The organism is Streptomyces sp. NPDC002788, assembly GCF_053592115.1.
Map to the genome: position 1 here is coordinate 25211 of NZ_JBSFVB010000012.1, position 13291 is coordinate 38501.

At 72.3% G+C, this 13291-nt stretch carries 15 protein-coding genes and 2 pseudogenes; 10 read left to right on the plus strand and 7 right to left on the minus strand.

The genetic code is table 11. The features are described from left to right. Window positions 1-162: 162 nt before the first annotated feature. Window positions 163-618 carry a cyclic nucleotide-binding domain-containing protein gene (locus ACWD1U_RS22360; RefSeq protein ID WP_451109884.1) on the plus strand — a complete coding sequence of 152 codons (456 nt, stop codon included), beginning with the start codon at window positions 163-165 and terminating at the stop codon, window positions 616-618. On the opposite strand, the pseudogene ACWD1U_RS22365 reads toward ACWD1U_RS22360, so the two are convergent. Both ACWD1U_RS22365 and ACWD1U_RS22370 read right to left on the minus strand, forming a co-directional pair. Beyond that, window positions 578-766, minus strand: a pseudogene (locus ACWD1U_RS22365) (hypothetical protein); the annotation flags it as partial. The gene ACWD1U_RS22360 and the pseudogene ACWD1U_RS22365 sit on opposite strands and share 41 nt — an antisense overlap. A gap of 7 nt (window positions 767-773) precedes the next feature. Further along, window positions 774-1391, minus strand: coding sequence for a LysE/ArgO family amino acid transporter (locus ACWD1U_RS22370; protein WP_451109886.1), 618 nt, complete (start codon window positions 1389-1391; stop codon window positions 774-776). A gap of 69 nt (window positions 1392-1460) precedes the next feature. Between ACWD1U_RS22370 and ACWD1U_RS22375 the strand changes: the two genes are divergently transcribed. Next, entirely contained in the window at window positions 1461-2360 is a 900-nt protein-coding gene (locus tag ACWD1U_RS22375; protein WP_451110207.1) for a LysR family transcriptional regulator ArgP, read from the plus strand. A 4-nt stretch (window positions 2361-2364) separates the two neighbouring features. Here the strand turns inward: ACWD1U_RS22375 and ACWD1U_RS22380 are convergent, their stop codons facing one another. Beyond that, window positions 2365-3072, minus strand: coding sequence for a TetR/AcrR family transcriptional regulator (locus tag ACWD1U_RS22380; RefSeq protein WP_451109887.1), 708 nt, complete (start codon window positions 3070-3072; stop codon window positions 2365-2367). A gap of 114 nt (window positions 3073-3186) precedes the next feature. Here ACWD1U_RS22380 and ACWD1U_RS22385 point away from each other — a divergent pair, with 114 nt between their 5' ends. Both ACWD1U_RS22385 and ACWD1U_RS22390 read left to right on the plus strand, forming a co-directional pair. Further along, window positions 3187-4401 (plus strand): saccharopine dehydrogenase family protein, encoded by a 1215-nt coding sequence (locus ACWD1U_RS22385; protein ID WP_451109889.1) that lies wholly within the window; start codon window positions 3187-3189, stop codon window positions 4399-4401. A gap of 102 nt (window positions 4402-4503) precedes the next feature. Beyond that, window positions 4504-4755, plus strand: coding sequence for a WhiB family transcriptional regulator (locus ACWD1U_RS22390; protein WP_451109890.1), 252 nt, complete (start codon window positions 4504-4506; stop codon window positions 4753-4755). A 293-nt stretch (window positions 4756-5048) separates the two neighbouring features. Here ACWD1U_RS22390 and ACWD1U_RS22395 read toward each other — a convergent pair whose 3' ends face one another. After that, on the minus strand, window positions 5049-5492 hold the full coding sequence (locus tag ACWD1U_RS22395; protein WP_451109891.1) for a DUF6098 family protein: 444 nt from the start codon (window positions 5490-5492) through the stop codon (window positions 5049-5051). 149 nt (window positions 5493-5641) lie between these two features. Between ACWD1U_RS22395 and ACWD1U_RS22400 the strand changes: the two genes are divergently transcribed. Beyond that, window positions 5642-5992: a DUF488 domain-containing protein gene (locus ACWD1U_RS22400; RefSeq protein WP_451109893.1), complete on the plus strand. Its 351-nt coding sequence runs from the start codon at window positions 5642-5644 to the stop codon at window positions 5990-5992. 94 nt (window positions 5993-6086) lie between these two features. On the opposite strand, the gene ACWD1U_RS22405 is transcribed toward ACWD1U_RS22400, so the two are convergent. Next, window positions 6087-7760, minus strand: coding sequence for an FAD-binding dehydrogenase (locus ACWD1U_RS22405; protein ID WP_451109895.1), 1674 nt, complete (start codon window positions 7758-7760; stop codon window positions 6087-6089). A 17-nt stretch (window positions 7761-7777) separates the two neighbouring features. Next, complete coding sequence (locus tag ACWD1U_RS22410; protein ID WP_451109897.1) at window positions 7778-8413, minus strand: TetR/AcrR family transcriptional regulator; 636 nt, start codon at window positions 8411-8413, stop codon at window positions 7778-7780. 101 nt (window positions 8414-8514) lie between these two features. On the opposite strand from ACWD1U_RS22410, the gene ACWD1U_RS22415 reads away from it, so the two are divergent. The 3 genes from ACWD1U_RS22415 (at window position 8515) to ACWD1U_RS22425 (ending at window position 11293) form a co-directional block, all read left to right on the plus strand. Further along, entirely contained in the window at window positions 8515-9138 is a 624-nt protein-coding gene (locus ACWD1U_RS22415; protein ID WP_451109898.1) for an alpha-ketoglutarate-dependent dioxygenase AlkB, read from the plus strand. A gap of 134 nt (window positions 9139-9272) precedes the next feature. Continuing rightward, window positions 9273-10019, plus strand: a complete 747-nt coding sequence (locus ACWD1U_RS22420) for an MBL fold metallo-hydrolase (protein WP_451109900.1) — start codon at window positions 9273-9275, stop codon at window positions 10017-10019. Between the two features lie 41 nt (window positions 10020-10060). After that, the gene (locus ACWD1U_RS22425) at window positions 10061-11293 is read left to right on the plus strand and encodes a DUF4032 domain-containing protein (protein WP_451109901.1); all 1233 of its coding nucleotides are present in this window, start codon (window positions 10061-10063) and stop codon (window positions 11291-11293) included. 13 nt (window positions 11294-11306) lie between these two features. Here ACWD1U_RS22425 and ACWD1U_RS22430 read toward each other — a convergent pair whose 3' ends face one another. After that, entirely contained in the window at window positions 11307-12188 is an 882-nt protein-coding gene (locus ACWD1U_RS22430; protein ID WP_451109903.1) for a universal stress protein, read from the minus strand. A 511-nt stretch (window positions 12189-12699) separates the two neighbouring features. Between ACWD1U_RS22430 and ACWD1U_RS22435 the strand changes: the two are divergent. Next, window positions 12700-12932, plus strand: a pseudogene (locus tag ACWD1U_RS22435) (fused response regulator/thioredoxin-disulfide reductase); the annotation flags it as partial. A 94-nt stretch (window positions 12933-13026) separates the two neighbouring features. Then, on the plus strand, window positions 13027-13287 hold the full coding sequence (locus ACWD1U_RS22440; protein WP_451110209.1) for a hypothetical protein: 261 nt from the start codon (window positions 13027-13029) through the stop codon (window positions 13285-13287). Window positions 13288-13291 lie beyond the last annotated feature (4 nt).

Genomic DNA, 13291 nt, shown 5'->3' on the forward strand with positions numbered 1-13291 from the left:
AGCCAGGGCTTTTTCATGCCCGGAGGCGTGCCGTGCGACGGCCGGAGCGGCCGGGCGCAAGAAGTCGCCGACGCCGAGGTGCCCGAGGCCGAGCCAGCGGCTGAAATGGGCGTAGGGACAGCACAGCACCGCAGTCGACCGCCCGGCGAGGAGCTCCGCCTCATGACCAAAGCGATCAAACTCCTGACCGCCCTGCCCCCGCCCCAGCGGCAGCGCCTGATGGCGCTCGCCCGGGAGGTGTCCTTCCCCGAGGACGCCCGGATCTTCGAGGCGGACGGCCCGGCCGACCGCTTCTGGGTCATCCGCTCCGGCGCGGTCTCCCTGGACCAGCAGGTGAACTCCCTGCAGCGGGTGACCGTGGCCAGCCTCGGCGCGGGTGACCTGCTCGGCTGGTCCTGGTTGTTCCCGCCGTACACCTGGGACTTCGGCGCGGTGGCCTTCAGTCCGGTGCGGGCCTACGAGTTCGACGCGCGGGCCGTGCTGGAACTGTGCGAGGAGGACCCGCAGCTCGGGCTGACGCTGGTCCGCAACGTCGCCGAGGTGCTCGCGCACCGGCTGGAGATGACCCGGGGCAAGCTCATGGAGCAGTACACACTGCACCGGCGAGGCGTCCTGTGAGGCATCGGACGCGGTAGCGCCGCAGCGCCGGCACGGCGGCCGCCAGGACCAGCATCACGGCGACGACCAGCAGTCCGCCGCCCGCGACGGCGGTGCGGGGGCCGAAGGCGGAGCCGGCGGTGCCGTGCAGCCGTCGAGCGCACCGCGGCGAGGTCTCAGCTTCCGGCGATGAGCACGGCCCCCAGCACGATCATGGTGGCGGCCACCAGGCCGTCCAGGACGCGCCAGGCGGCGGGCTCGGCGAGGAACCGGCCGAGCATCCGGGCACCGAAACCGAGGGCGGTGAACCAGCACAGGCTGGCCAGGACGGCTCCGAGGCCGAACGTCCAGCGCAGCGGGCCGTGGTCGGCGGCGACGGAGCCGAGGAGGAACACGGTGTCGAGGTAGACGTGCGGATTGAGCCAGGTCATCGCCAGGCACGTGAGCACGGCCCGGCGCACGGTGCCGGCCGCCTCCCCGTCCGTGCGCAGCGCGGAGCCGTCCGGACGGAAGACGCGCCGGGCGGCCAGGACGCCGTAGCACAGCAGGAACGCGCCACCGATCCAGCCGACCGCCCTCAGCGCGCCCGGCCAGGACACCACCAAGGCACCGACACCCCCGACGCCGAGCGCGATGAGCAAGGCGTCGGACAGGGCGCAGATACCGACGACGGCGAGGACGGCCTGGCGACGGATTCCCTGGCGCAGGACGAAGGCGTTCTGGGCTCCGATGGCGACGATGAGGGACAGGCCGGTGCCGAAACCCGCGGCCGCGGCGGTGAAGGTGCTGGTCATGTCGTCGACGCTAGGGACGGGTTCGGTTCCGGTCCAGCTAAAGATTCTTACGTATCATCAGCACACGTGATGATGACTGATCTCCCGCTGGACCAGGTGCGGACCCTGCTCGCCGTCGTGGACGAGGGGACGTTCGACGCGGCCGCCGCAGCGCTGCATGTGACGCCGTCCGCGGTCAGCCAGCGGGTGAAGGCGCTGGAGCAGCGCACGGGGCGGGTGCTGCTGCTGCGGACCAAGCCGGTGCGGCCGACCGAGTCGGGCGAGGTGCTGGTGCGGCTGGCCCGCCAGGTGGCGCGGCTGGAGCGCGACGCGTACGCGGAACTCGGGCTCAGCGGCAGCGGGGAGCCGACCCGGGTGTCGGTCGCGGTGAACGCGGACTCGCTGGCCACCTGGTTCCTGCCGGTCCTCACACGCGTGCCCGAGGAGCTGCGGCTCTGCTTCGAGCTGCGCCGAGAGGACGAGGACCACACGGCGGCGCTGCTGCGGGAGGGGGTGGTGATGGCCGCGGTGACCTCGTCGCCTGACCCGGTGCCGGGCTGCTCGGTACGGTCACTCGGTCGTATGCGCTACCTCCCCGTGGCCGCGCCGGGTTTCGCCGCGCGTCACCTGGGCGGGCCGCCGGCAGAGGCGCTGCTCGAGGCGCCTGTGGTGGTCTTCGACCGGCGCGACGACTTCCAGGACGGCTTCGTCCGCCGCCTCACCCGGGGGCGCAGCGGCGCGAGCGCGCTGCGGCACTACGTGCCGAGCTCGGCGGGTTTCGCCGAGGCGGTCGCCGCCGGGCTGGGCTGGGGCCTGGTTCCGGAAGCCCAGGCCGAGCCCTTGCTGCGCGAGGGGCGGCTCGTCGGCATCGCCCCTGACCGGACGGCCGACGTGCCGCTGTACTGGCAGCAGTGGAAGCTCGACTCGCCGGCGCTCGCACAGGTGGCGCAGACGGTGACGGCGACCGCGGCGGAGGCGTTGCGGACCTGAGGGCCTACGTCCGGAGCACGTCCAGCCGGGCCGCCGCGCTGTCCAGCAGCATCTCCAGGACCGTGGGGTAGGCGCTGGTGACCATGCGGGTGGCGAGCAGGGGCGCCGCCTCGGCGATCCGGGGATGCGTGGCGGCGGGCAGCCGGGCGTACGTCGAGCGCCACATCTCCTCGTCGGCGTGGAGCGAGTCGCTGGGCAGGGCCAGCGAGGCGGCGTCGAGCGCGGCCAGGCCCAGCGTGGCGTCGATGAAGGCGTGATAGACACGCACTGCCTCCGGCAGCGGGAAACCGGCGGTGCGCAGGACGTCCAGTACGGCCTCGTCGGCCGCGAGTTCGTGGGCCCGGCCCGAGACCCGGCTCGCGGTGAGCACCGCCGCCTGCGGATGCTCGACGTACGCGGCGTGGACGCGCAGCCCGAAGGAGCGCAGATCCCCCCGCCACTCCCCCGTGCGCCGCCAGCCGTCGAGGGCCTGGCCGATCAGGGCGTCGCCGATGGCGAGCGTGAGGTCGTCCATGCCCCGGAAGTACCGGTAGAGCGTGCTCGGGTCGGCGTCCAGGGCGAGGCCCAGCCGGCGGGCGGTCAGCCCCGCGCTGCCGTGTTCGCGCAGCATGCGCAGCGCGGTCTCGACGATCAGTTCCTCCGACAGCACGGTGCCGCTCCTCGTGGGCCTGCGCCGACGGCGTTTCTCCTCGGGCACCAAGGGTTTGGGCACGACGGTCCCCTCCTTCCCGGTACTTATGCCAACACCATTGACCTTACGGCACGGGGCGGCGTTGCATCTCTCCCAAGGCGCGTCACGTTCTTCGCGAATAGGGAGTTTTCTGTCATGCGTGTACTGCTCGTGGGTGCCGGTGGTGTGGGCGGTGCGATCACCCGGATCGCGGCCCGGCGGCCGTTCTTCGAAGCCATGGTGGTGGCCGACTACGACCCGGACCGGGCGGAGGCGGCGGTCGCGGCGCTCGGTGACGCCCGCTTCACGGCGGAACAGGTGGACGCGGGCGACGAGGCGGCCGTGGCCCGGCTGCTCGCCTGGCACCGCTGCGACGTCCTCCTCAATGCCGCCGATCCCCGCTTCGTGATGCCCCTGTTCCGCGCGGCCCGCGCCGCGGGCGCCGCCTATCTCGACATGGCCATGTCACTGTCGCGCCCGCACGCCGAGCGGCCGTACCGGGAGTGCGGGATCAAGCTCGGCGACGAGCAGTTCGAGCAGGCGGCCGACTGGGAGAAGGAAGGCCTGCTGGCCCTCGTCGGGATGGGCGTGGAGCCGGGCCTGTCGGACGTGTTCGCCCGGTACGCCGCCGACGAACTCTTCGACGAGATCGAGGAGATCGGCGTCCGCGACGGCGCGAATCTGACCGTCGACGGCTACGCCTTCGCCCCGTCCTTCAGCATCTGGACCACGATCGAGGAGTGCCTCAACCCGCCGGTCGTCTACGAGAGCGGCCGGGGCTGGTTCACCACCGAGCCCTTCAGCGAACCCGAGGTGTTCGACTTTCCCGAGGGCATCGGCCCGGTCGAGTGCGTGAACGTGGAGCACGAGGAGGTGCTGCTCGTGCCGCGCTGGGTCGACGCGCGCCGGGTGACCTTCAAGTACGGCCTGGGCCGGGAGTTCATCGACACGCTGAAGACACTGCACCTGCTGGGCCTGGACCGCACCGACCCGGTGACGGTGCCGGGACCGGACGGTCCGGTCGCCGTCTCGCCGCGGGACGTGGTCGCCGCGTGCCTGCCCGACCCGGCGACCCTGGGCGAGCGGATGCACGGCAAGACCTGTGCGGGCACGTGGGTGCGAGGCGTGAAGGACGGCGAGCCGCGCGAAGTGTACCTGTACCACGTGGTCGACAACCAGTGGTGCATGGCGGAGTACGGTTCGCAGGCCGTGGTGTGGCAGACCGCCGTGAACCCCGTGGTCGCGCTCGAACTCCTCGCCACGGGCGCATGGTCCGGCACGGGTGTCCTCGGCCCGGAGGCCTTCCCGGCCCGCCCGTTCCTGGACCTGCTGACGGCCTACGGATCCCCCTGGGGCATGCGCGAGCAGTGAACGGCCGTCGGGAAAGCCCTGTTTCACCACGCATCGACAGGTGACCCGAAAAGGAGTGAGCATCCGAAAGGGCACGTTTCTACTGCGATGCAGGTGACTTCGATGGACAACTGGCGAGACCACTCTGCCTGTCGGCACGAGGACCCCGAGCTCTTCTTCCCGATCGGCACCTCCGGTCCGGCACTGATGCAGACGGAGCAGGCCAAGGCGGTGTGCCGTCGCTGCCCGGTGCAGGAGGAGTGCCTGCAGTGGGCGTTGGACACGGGGCAGTCCATCGGCGTGTGGGGCGGGACGAGCGAGGACGAACGCCGTGCGCTGAAGCGGCGCGCGGCCGCACGCCGCCGCTCAGGCTGACCGACGGGCCCGCCCGGGGGGGCGGGCCCGTCCTCTGGATCAGGCCTGGGGGTCCTTGCACTATGACCGTCCGATCACAGGTCGCGTGGTCCGGTGCCGTTCATCGCAAGGCGCCGGAGTCCCGGGGAGCGGAGCTACCCGGGCGCTTCGGCAACGCGACGAGGCGCGGTGCCAGACCACGCGACCCGGGCGGGCACAGTGCAAGGACCCCTCAGGGCATCGGCGGCACCACTTCGAGTCCGGCACGCGCGTGCCTGACCCCACGTCCGCGCCGTGATCCGGGACGACGGGCCCTAGCTGCGCCGCAGCGTCCCCCAGGGGCTCTCCTGCCGGGCCACCTGCGCCTTCGCTTCGTCGATCACCTGCTGGTCGATCCAGCACATCGGCCGGACGTCGGTGACCAGAGGTTCGTTGTCCGGTCCGCGGGCGGCCTCCTCGCCCGCGAGCACCCAGGGCTGCACACCGGGGCCCTTCTCGTGCGGCAGATGGGCGTAGTCGTGCAGGCGGCGCGCCACCCACAGCTCGACCGGCCGGTCCTCCCACCATTCCTCGACGTCGAGCGAGTTGGCTGACAGGCCGGGCAACTGCACGCCCGTCAGGTCGTCCTTGCTGGAGACGTCACGGAGATCGGTACGCGGGCCGCGCGACCAGCGGACGTACAGGCCCTCATGCCGTGCGACCAGTCCGGTGAGTTCGGCGAGTGTGCGCACGACCGGCAGGTCGTCCGTTGCACTCATGTCGTGACCTCCTCCCTCGGCGCTGTCAGGCGGACGGAGTACCCGCCCGGCGCGAGCGGAATCGACCGTTCTGCACCCCGGCGGTGCCGGCGCCCGGGCGGGGTCAGGCTCGCGGCACACACCCGTACCGCCGCGGAGAGGGCCCGGCCATGAGCGTTCGCGTGCGCCGAATCTACGATCCCGCCGAGCCGGAGGACGGGGTGCGCGTCCTGGTCGACCGGCTGTGGCCGCGCGGACTGGCGAAGGACGCGGCGCGGGTCGACGAGTGGCCGAAGGCGATCACCCCGTCGACGGAGCTTCGACGCTGGTACCACGCGGGCGAGGGCTCGTACGAGGAGTTCGCCGAGCGGTACGAGGCGGAGCTGGCGGCCGGCGAGGCGGCCGAGGCCCTCGACGGCGTGCGGGAACTGGTCCGCGAGGGGGATGTGACGCTGCTGACCGCGTCGAAGACGCCCGAGGAGAGCCACGCCGCGGTGCTGGCCCGCCTCCTCCAGCCCTGAGGGCACCGGCCGTCCCGTCCCGCCGGCCGGAGCGGAGCTCCACCACCGGCCCGGCCCGCCCCCCTGGCGTGAGGAGACGAGCCGTCCCGGCTGGTCAGGCCGTCTGCTTCGCCGCCGCCCGGCCCGCCGCCCGGCCGGAGAAGAGGCAGCCGCCGAGGAAGGTGCCCTCGAGCGCGTTGTAGCCGTGGACGCCTCCGCCGCCGAATCCGGCGACCTCCCCGGCCGCGTACAGGCCCTCGACCGGATTGCCGTCGGTTCCGAGGGCACGCGAGTCGAGGTCGGTCTGGATGCCGCCGAGGGTCTTGCGGGTGAGGATGTGCAGCTTGACGCCGATCAGCGGGCCGGCGGCCGGGTCGAGGATGCGGTGCGGGGTGGCGACCCGGCCGAGGCGGTCACCGATGTAGCGGCGGGCGTTGCGGATGCCCTGCACCTGGGCGTCCTTGGCGTAGGGGTTGGCGATCTGCAGGTCGCGGGCCTCGATCTGGCGGCGGATCCCGGCCGCGTCGAGGAGGGGCTTGTCGGTCAGCTGGTTCATCTTCTCGACGAGCCGCTCGATGCCGGGCGCGGTCACGAAGTCGGCGCCCTTGCGCAGGAACGCGTCGACCGGTCCGGGCGCGCCCTTGCCGAGGATCCGTTCCTTGAGGAACCCGGCCCGGTCCTTGGCGGTGATGTCGGGGTTCTGCTCGGAGCCCGACAGCGCGAACTCCTTCTCGAGGATCTTCTGGCTGAGGATGAACCAGGAGTGGTCGTAACCGGCGATGTCCTCGGTGGTGCGCAGGTGCTTCAGGGTGCCGAGGGTGTCGTAGCCGGGCAGGTACGGGCCGGGCAGGCGGCGGCCGAGGGCGTCGAACCACATGGAGGACGGTCCGGGCAGGATGCGGATGCCGTGGCCGGGCCAGATCGGGTCCCAGTTCTGCAGGCCTTCGGTGTAGTGCCACATACGGTCCCGGTTGACCAGCCGCACGCCCGCCTCGGCGCTGATGTCGAGCATCCGGCCGTCGACGTAGGCGGGGACGCCGGTGACCATCTCCTTGGGCGGGGTGCCGAGACGCTCGGGCCAGTAGCGGCGGACGATGTCGTGGTCGGCGCCGATGCCGCCGCTGGTGACGACGACGGCCTGGGCGGTGAGTTCGAACTCGCCGATCGCCTCGCGGCTGGAGGCGACGCCGCGCGGTGAGCGGTCCTCGGCCAGGACCGTGCCGCGTACGCCGCGGGCGGTGCCGCCCTCGACGACCAGGGCGTCGACGCGGTGGCGGTGGTGGAAGGTGAGCAGGCCGTCGCGGGCGGCCTGTCCGGCGTACCGGACGAACGGTTCGACGACGCCGGTGCCGGTGCCCCAGGCGATGTGGAAGCGGGGCACGGTGTTGCCGTGCCCGTGCGCGGTGAGGTCGCCGCGCTCGGCCCAGCCGACGGTGGGCAAGAACGAGATGCCGTGGCCGCCGAGCCAGGACCGCTTCTCCCCCGCGGCGAACTCGACGTAGGCGCGCGCCCAGCGCACGGCCCAGGAGTCCTCGTCGTCCAGCCGGTCGAAGCCCGCGCTGCCCCGCCAGTCGCTCCAGGCGAGGTCGAAGGAGTCCTTGATGCCCAGGCGGCGCTGCTCCGGGGAGTCGACGAGGAACAGCCCGCCGAAGGACCAGAACGCCTGGCCGCCGAGGTTGGCGGCGTTCTCCTGGTCGACGAGGGCCACCCTCCTGCCCCTGCTGGTCAGTTCGTGTGCCGCGACCAGACCGGCGAGGCCCGCTCCGACGACGATGACATCGGCGTCCATGGCGACCGTTCCCTTCTTCAGTTCTTCGCGTGGTCGGGGATGCCGCTGCCATCGGTCAGCAGGGCCGTGAGCAGTTGCTTCAGCCAGGCGCGGGCGTGCTCGACGTCCCGGTCCAGCAGCAGTTGGGTGGTGACGCCGTCGTAGGCCGCGACCACGGCGTGGGCGGCGCCGCCGGTGTCGCCCAGCACGGCGGGCAGGGCGGTGTGCCCGCGGGCCCGGGCGAGCCGGTCGGCGATCGCCTGCCGCAGCCGCGCCCGGTGCTCCAGCAGGCTCCGCGCCACCTCCGGGTCACGGGCCGCGTGCACGAGGAAGTCCGTCTTCACCAGGAGCCAGTCCCGGTCGAGGAGAAGCACGTCGGTGACGCGGTCCACGGCGGCCGGCACGTCGAGGTCGGGTCCGTCGAGGGCGAGGGCCCCGGAGACCTGCTCCGCGATCAGCTCGGCCCGCTCCTGGTAGAGGGCGAAGAACAGCTCGTCCAGGCTGGAGAAGTTGGAGTAGAAGGCGCCTCTGCTGTAGCCGGCGGCCTCGCAGACCTCCTCGATCGAGACGTGCCCGAAGCCCTTGGCCGCGAACACGGAGAACGCCGCGTCCAAAAGGTTGGCCCGGGTACGGACACGGCGCCTGGTCACCCGCCCGGTCGTTCCCTCCGCCATGCCCTGCCCCCTTTCGATACGCGACTGTATTCGATACAGCGATGTATCGAAAGCCCCTCATGTCATGGAACAAGCTTTCGATTACGAGGTACGCTGGGCCCATGCACCTCCAGGGCTCTCTCTTCGACCAGACGGACGAGCTGCGGCTCGGGCCTCTCGACGGGATCAGCCGTACCGACCTCGGTTTCGGCGCCTGGCTCGACGTCCTGCCCGGGTGGCTCAGCGGCTCCGACGTGCTGTTCGAACTGCTGGCCGCCGAGGTGCCGTGGCGGGCGGAGCGGCGCACGATGTACGACCACGTCGTCGAGGTCCCCCGGCTGCTCGCCTTCTACGGCGCCGAGGACCCGCTGCCGCACCCGGTCCTGGCCGAGGCGCGTGGTGCGTTGAGCGCCCACTACGGCGAGGAACTGGGCGAGCCGTTCACCACGGCCGGGCTGTGCTACTACCGCGACGGCCGGGACAGCGTGGCCTGGCACGGCGACCGGATCGGACGCGGGGCACGCGAGGACACGATGGTGGCCATCCTGTCGGTGGGAGCACCGCGCGACCTGCTGCTGCGCCCGATGCGGGGCGGTCGCGACACCGTGCGCCGGCCACTGGGCCACGGCGACCTCATCGTGATGGGCGGCTCCTGCCAGCGCACCTGGGAGCACTCCGTACCCAAGAGCACCCGCGCGACGGAGCCGCGCATCAGCATCCAGTTCCGCCCGCACGGCGTGCACTGAGCCCAAAAGGCGTGCACTGAACCCGAACGGCCATGCCCCGCCGGTCCGTTGAGGCGGACCCGGCCATTCCACCCGTCGTGGCGTCTGCTTTCCTTCTCTTCGTCGGGCCGGGACCACACCAACGCGGGGCGATCATGAAGGCAGACGTACACCACGTCGCGGACGGCACCTACCTGGTGCACGGCTCCAACACCAACTGGGTGATCCTCACGGAGGGGGACGCCGTCACGCTCATCGACACCGGCTACCCAGGCGACCGGGAGCGGCTCCTCGCCTCGCTCGCTCAGGTGGGAAGCTCACCGGAGGCGGTCGCGGCGGTGCTGATCACGCACGCGCACAACGACCACCTGGGGTCCGCCGAGTACCTGCGCGCCAGGTACGGCACACCCGTGTACCTGCACGAGGCCGAAGCGCCGCACGCGCGCCGGGAGTTCCTGCACCAAGTGTCCATCGGGACGGTACTGAAGAACGGCTGGCGCCCCGGGGTGCTGCCGTGGGCCGTACACGCGCTGCGCTCCGGCGGCACCGCGCACAACCCGGTCACGGCCCCCGAGCCCTTCCCGGCGTCGGGCCCCCTGGACCTGCCCGGGCGGCCCGTTCCGGTGCACACGCCGGGCCACACCGACGGGCACTGCGCCTACCACCTGCCGGGCACCGGCGTGCTCGTCTCCGGTGACGCCCTGGTCAGCGGGCATCCCACCTCGCGGGTCGAGGGGCCGCAACTGCTGCCGGACATGTTCCACCGCGAGCGCCCGCGCGCCGTGGCCTCCCTGGAGGTCCTCGCGGAGCTGGAGGGCGAACTGCTGCTGCCCGGGCACGGTCCGGTCCACCGCGGCTCGTTGCAGGACGCCGCACACCGGGCCCGGGAGCGCGCCCTCTAATCTGAGGTGACGATCAGCGGCGAGACAAGGACACCCGGCTCATGGCACTTCAGATCAGCGCGACCAACCCGGAGCATCCCGCGCTTCTGCTGGAACTGCCGTGGGACCTGCCCCTGGAGGAGTGGCCGGAGGAGTACCTCGTGCCGCTTCCGCGGGGTATCTCCCGCCACGTGGTGCGCTACTCCCGGGCCGGCGACGAGGTGATCGCCGTCAAGGAGCTGGCCGAGCGGCCCGCGCAGCGCGAGTACGGGCTGCTGCGCGACCTGGACCGGATCGGCATCCCGGCGGTGGACCCGCTGGCCGTGGTCACCGGCCGTACCGACGCGGACGGCACCCCGCTGGAGAGCGTGCTGATCACCCGGCACCTGGGCGGCTCGATGCCGTACCGCTCGATGTTCGAGACGACCATGCGCCCGGCCACCATGCACCGGCTGATGGACGCGCTCGCCGTGCTGCTGGTGCGGCTGCACCTGGCCGGGTTCGCCTGGGGCGACTGCTCGCTGTCCAACACCCTCTTCCGCCGCGACGCGGGCGCCTACGCCGCGTATCTGGTGGACGCCGAGACCGGTGACCTGCATCCGCGGCTCAGCTCCGGGCAGCGCGAGTACGACCTCGACCTCGCCCGCGTGAACATCAGCGGGGAGCTGCTGGACCTGGAGGCGTCCGGGGCGCTGCACCCGTCCGTGGACCCGGTCGAGTTCGGCATGGAGATCTGCGCCCGCTACCGCGGCCTGTGGGACGAACTGACCCGCACGTCCGTCTACCCGGCCGGCAAGTACCACTACATCGAGCGCCGGATCCGCCGCCTGAACGAACTCGGGTTCGACGTGGCCGAGATGCAGATCGAGCACGCCTCGAACGGCGACACGGTCACCTTCGTGCCCAAGGTCGTCGACGCGGGCCACCACCAGCGCCAGCTGCTGCGCCTGACCGGGCTGGACACCGAGGAGAACCAGGCCCGGCGGCTGCTCAACGACCTGGAGAGCTGGATGGCGACCCAGGACGACTACGCCCCGGGCGACCCGCTCGGTGCCCGCCCGGAGGTGCTGGCCCACCGCTGGGTGCGGGAGGTGTTCCGGCCGACCGTGCGGGCGGTCCCGCCCGAACTGCGCGGTTCCATGGACCCGGCCGAGATCTACCACCAGCTCCTCGAACACCGCTGGTACATGTCCGAGCGGGCCCAGCACGACATCGGCATCGAAACGGCCGTCGAGGACTACATCAAGAACATCCTCCCCAAGGCCCGCAAGACGCTTCAGCCGACGGCGGACTGAGCCACAGCCGCCGTCAGGCGTGCGGGACCACGGCCACCGGGCAGTCCGCGTGGTGCAGCACCCCGTGCGCCACCGAGCCGATGCGGGCGCCCACGGCCGTACGGTGGGCCCGCCGGCCGACGACCATCAGCTGGGCCGTCCCGGCCACCGACAGCAGCACCTGCCCGGCGCTGCCCATTTCGACATGCTCCTCCACCGCCACGTCGGGGAAACGCTCCCGCCACGGCCGGACCGCGGCGGCCAGCGCCTTCTTCTCGAACGGCTCCAGTCCCCCGGCCTCGTCGAGGAGCTTCAAAGAGCCCGGGCTGTAGGCGAACACGGGCGGCAGGGTCCAGGCCCGTACGACACGCACGGTCGCCCCGCGCGCGGCAGCCGTCTCGAACGCGAACCGCAGCGCGTCGGCGCTGTCCTCCGGCTCACCCTGCTGACCCACGACGACCTCCCGCCCGGCGGCCTCGACCGAGGGCTGGTCCCCGGCCCGGACGAGCACGACGGGGCAGGCGGCCTCGGCGATGACCTGCTGGCCGACCGAGCCGAGCAGGAAACCGACGATCGGCCCGTGGCCGCGCGAGCCGAGCACCAGCAGTTCGGCGCCGGCGGCGGCCGCGATCAGAGTGCCGACGGCCGTACCCTCCACGACGTCGGTGGTCACCTCCAGGCCCGGGTGCCGTTCGGTGACGGTCCCGACGGCCTCGGTCACCGCGCTGTGCACCCACTCGGCCTGGCTGTCCGCGTCTCCCTCGATCCCCGCTGCGAGCGCCTCCTGAGGCTGGAGCCGCCAGGCATGCACCACGCGCAGCGGCCGATCGCGCCGCACCGCCTCCCGGGCCGCCCAGGCGAGGGCCGCGAGGCTCTCCTGCGATCCGTCGACCCCTGCGGTGATCGGGCGTGTCATCCGGCTGCCTCCTTGTGTCATGGTCACTGCGTGCCGCTCAGTCTTCACTACCCGGTCCGCACGACCTTGGGCTGGGCGCAGGTGAGCCCGCCGGAGCCGATCTCCGTATCGGGGCGCACCGCGGCGATCGAACATACGATGGGCGGAGGCCGGCGCGGTGCCCCGGGGCGCCGTGCCGTGAGTCGACCGCCCGGTGTGGGGGACGTATGGCACAGGCCGCCGTTGCGGCGCGGACCGTCATCATGACCGTGGAAGACGACCCGGGTGTCTCCCGGGCCGTGGCCCGGGACCTGAGGCGGCGGTACGGCGCGTCGTACCGGATCGCTGTACCCGGTCCTGGACGACCTGCTCCAGGCGTGGCGGTCCAGCGACTTCCGGCCCGTGCCCGCCACGAAGGTGGTGGGGCACCGCTGGTCGGCGCGCTCATCCGACGTACGGGAGTTCCTGGCCCGCAACCAGGTGCCGCACCGCTGGTACTCCTCCGACGAGCCGGAGGGGCGGCGGCTGCCACGGCACGGTGCTGCGCGAGCGCGGGTTCATCCTCGCCGGGCCCGACCTGACCGCCGGCGGCCGTGCGCCGGAGGGCTGGGAGCTGACCGGCCGCCGTACCACCTGGAGACCAACGTGCCCGGCGTGTTCGTGGCGGGAGACGCCCGCTCGGAGTCCGCCAAGCGCGTCGCCTCCGCCGTCGGAGAGGGAGCCATGGCCGTGATGCTCGTCCATTGGTATCTGGAGCAGTCATGAGCGGGCAGTCGGTGCCGTGTGACCCCCAGGAGATCGGGGCGCTGTGGTGATCGAGGGCACGGTCGTGCTCCACCGCCGGGTCGGCGGGGACGACGTGGAGGTGACCCGGACCTCCCAGCGCGGGGTGTACGCGGGAGAGACCGGGCACCCCTTCGTGCAGAGCTTCGAACCGGGCGAGAGCTGGTACTGGAACCATGAGACGGACGAGCTGTACGAGGGTGGGCCCGAGTTGGCCGCGCCGCTGAGTCGTCCGGACGATCAGCCTGCGCCGGGACCGGCGGGGCGGGTGCCGGCGGACTGGGCCAAGGTATTGCGGGCCCAGGAGCCCGGGGCTTGCCCAGCCCCGCACCCCTGAGAAG

Coding starts and splice junctions, on each gene's coding strand:
- ACWD1U_RS22360 (WP_451109884.1), top strand. CDS start 163: ATGACCAAAGCGATCAAACTCCTGACCGCCCTGCCCCCGCCCCAGCGG.
- ACWD1U_RS22370 (WP_451109886.1), bottom strand. CDS start 1,391: ATGACCAGCACCTTCACCGCCGCGGCCGCGGGTTTCGGCACCGGCCTG.
- ACWD1U_RS22375 (WP_451110207.1), top strand. CDS start 1,461: ATGATGACTGATCTCCCGCTGGACCAGGTGCGGACCCTGCTCGCCGTC.
- ACWD1U_RS22385 (WP_451109889.1), top strand. CDS start 3,187: ATGCGTGTACTGCTCGTGGGTGCCGGTGGTGTGGGCGGTGCGATCACC.
- ACWD1U_RS22390 (WP_451109890.1), top strand. CDS start 4,504: ATGGACAACTGGCGAGACCACTCTGCCTGTCGGCACGAGGACCCCGAG.
- ACWD1U_RS22395 (WP_451109891.1), bottom strand. CDS start 5,492: ATGAGTGCAACGGACGACCTGCCGGTCGTGCGCACACTCGCCGAACTC.
- ACWD1U_RS22400 (WP_451109893.1), top strand. CDS start 5,642: ATGAGCGTTCGCGTGCGCCGAATCTACGATCCCGCCGAGCCGGAGGAC.
- ACWD1U_RS22405 (WP_451109895.1), bottom strand. CDS start 7,760: ATGGACGCCGATGTCATCGTCGTCGGAGCGGGCCTCGCCGGTCTGGTC.
- ACWD1U_RS22410 (WP_451109897.1), bottom strand. CDS start 8,413: ATGGCGGAGGGAACGACCGGGCGGGTGACCAGGCGCCGTGTCCGTACC.
- ACWD1U_RS22415 (WP_451109898.1), top strand. CDS start 8,515: ATGCACCTCCAGGGCTCTCTCTTCGACCAGACGGACGAGCTGCGGCTC.
- ACWD1U_RS22420 (WP_451109900.1), top strand. CDS start 9,273: ATGAAGGCAGACGTACACCACGTCGCGGACGGCACCTACCTGGTGCAC.
- ACWD1U_RS22425 (WP_451109901.1), top strand. CDS start 10,061: ATGGCACTTCAGATCAGCGCGACCAACCCGGAGCATCCCGCGCTTCTG.
- ACWD1U_RS22430 (WP_451109903.1), bottom strand. CDS start 12,188: ATGACACGCCCGATCACCGCAGGGGTCGACGGATCGCAGGAGAGCCTC.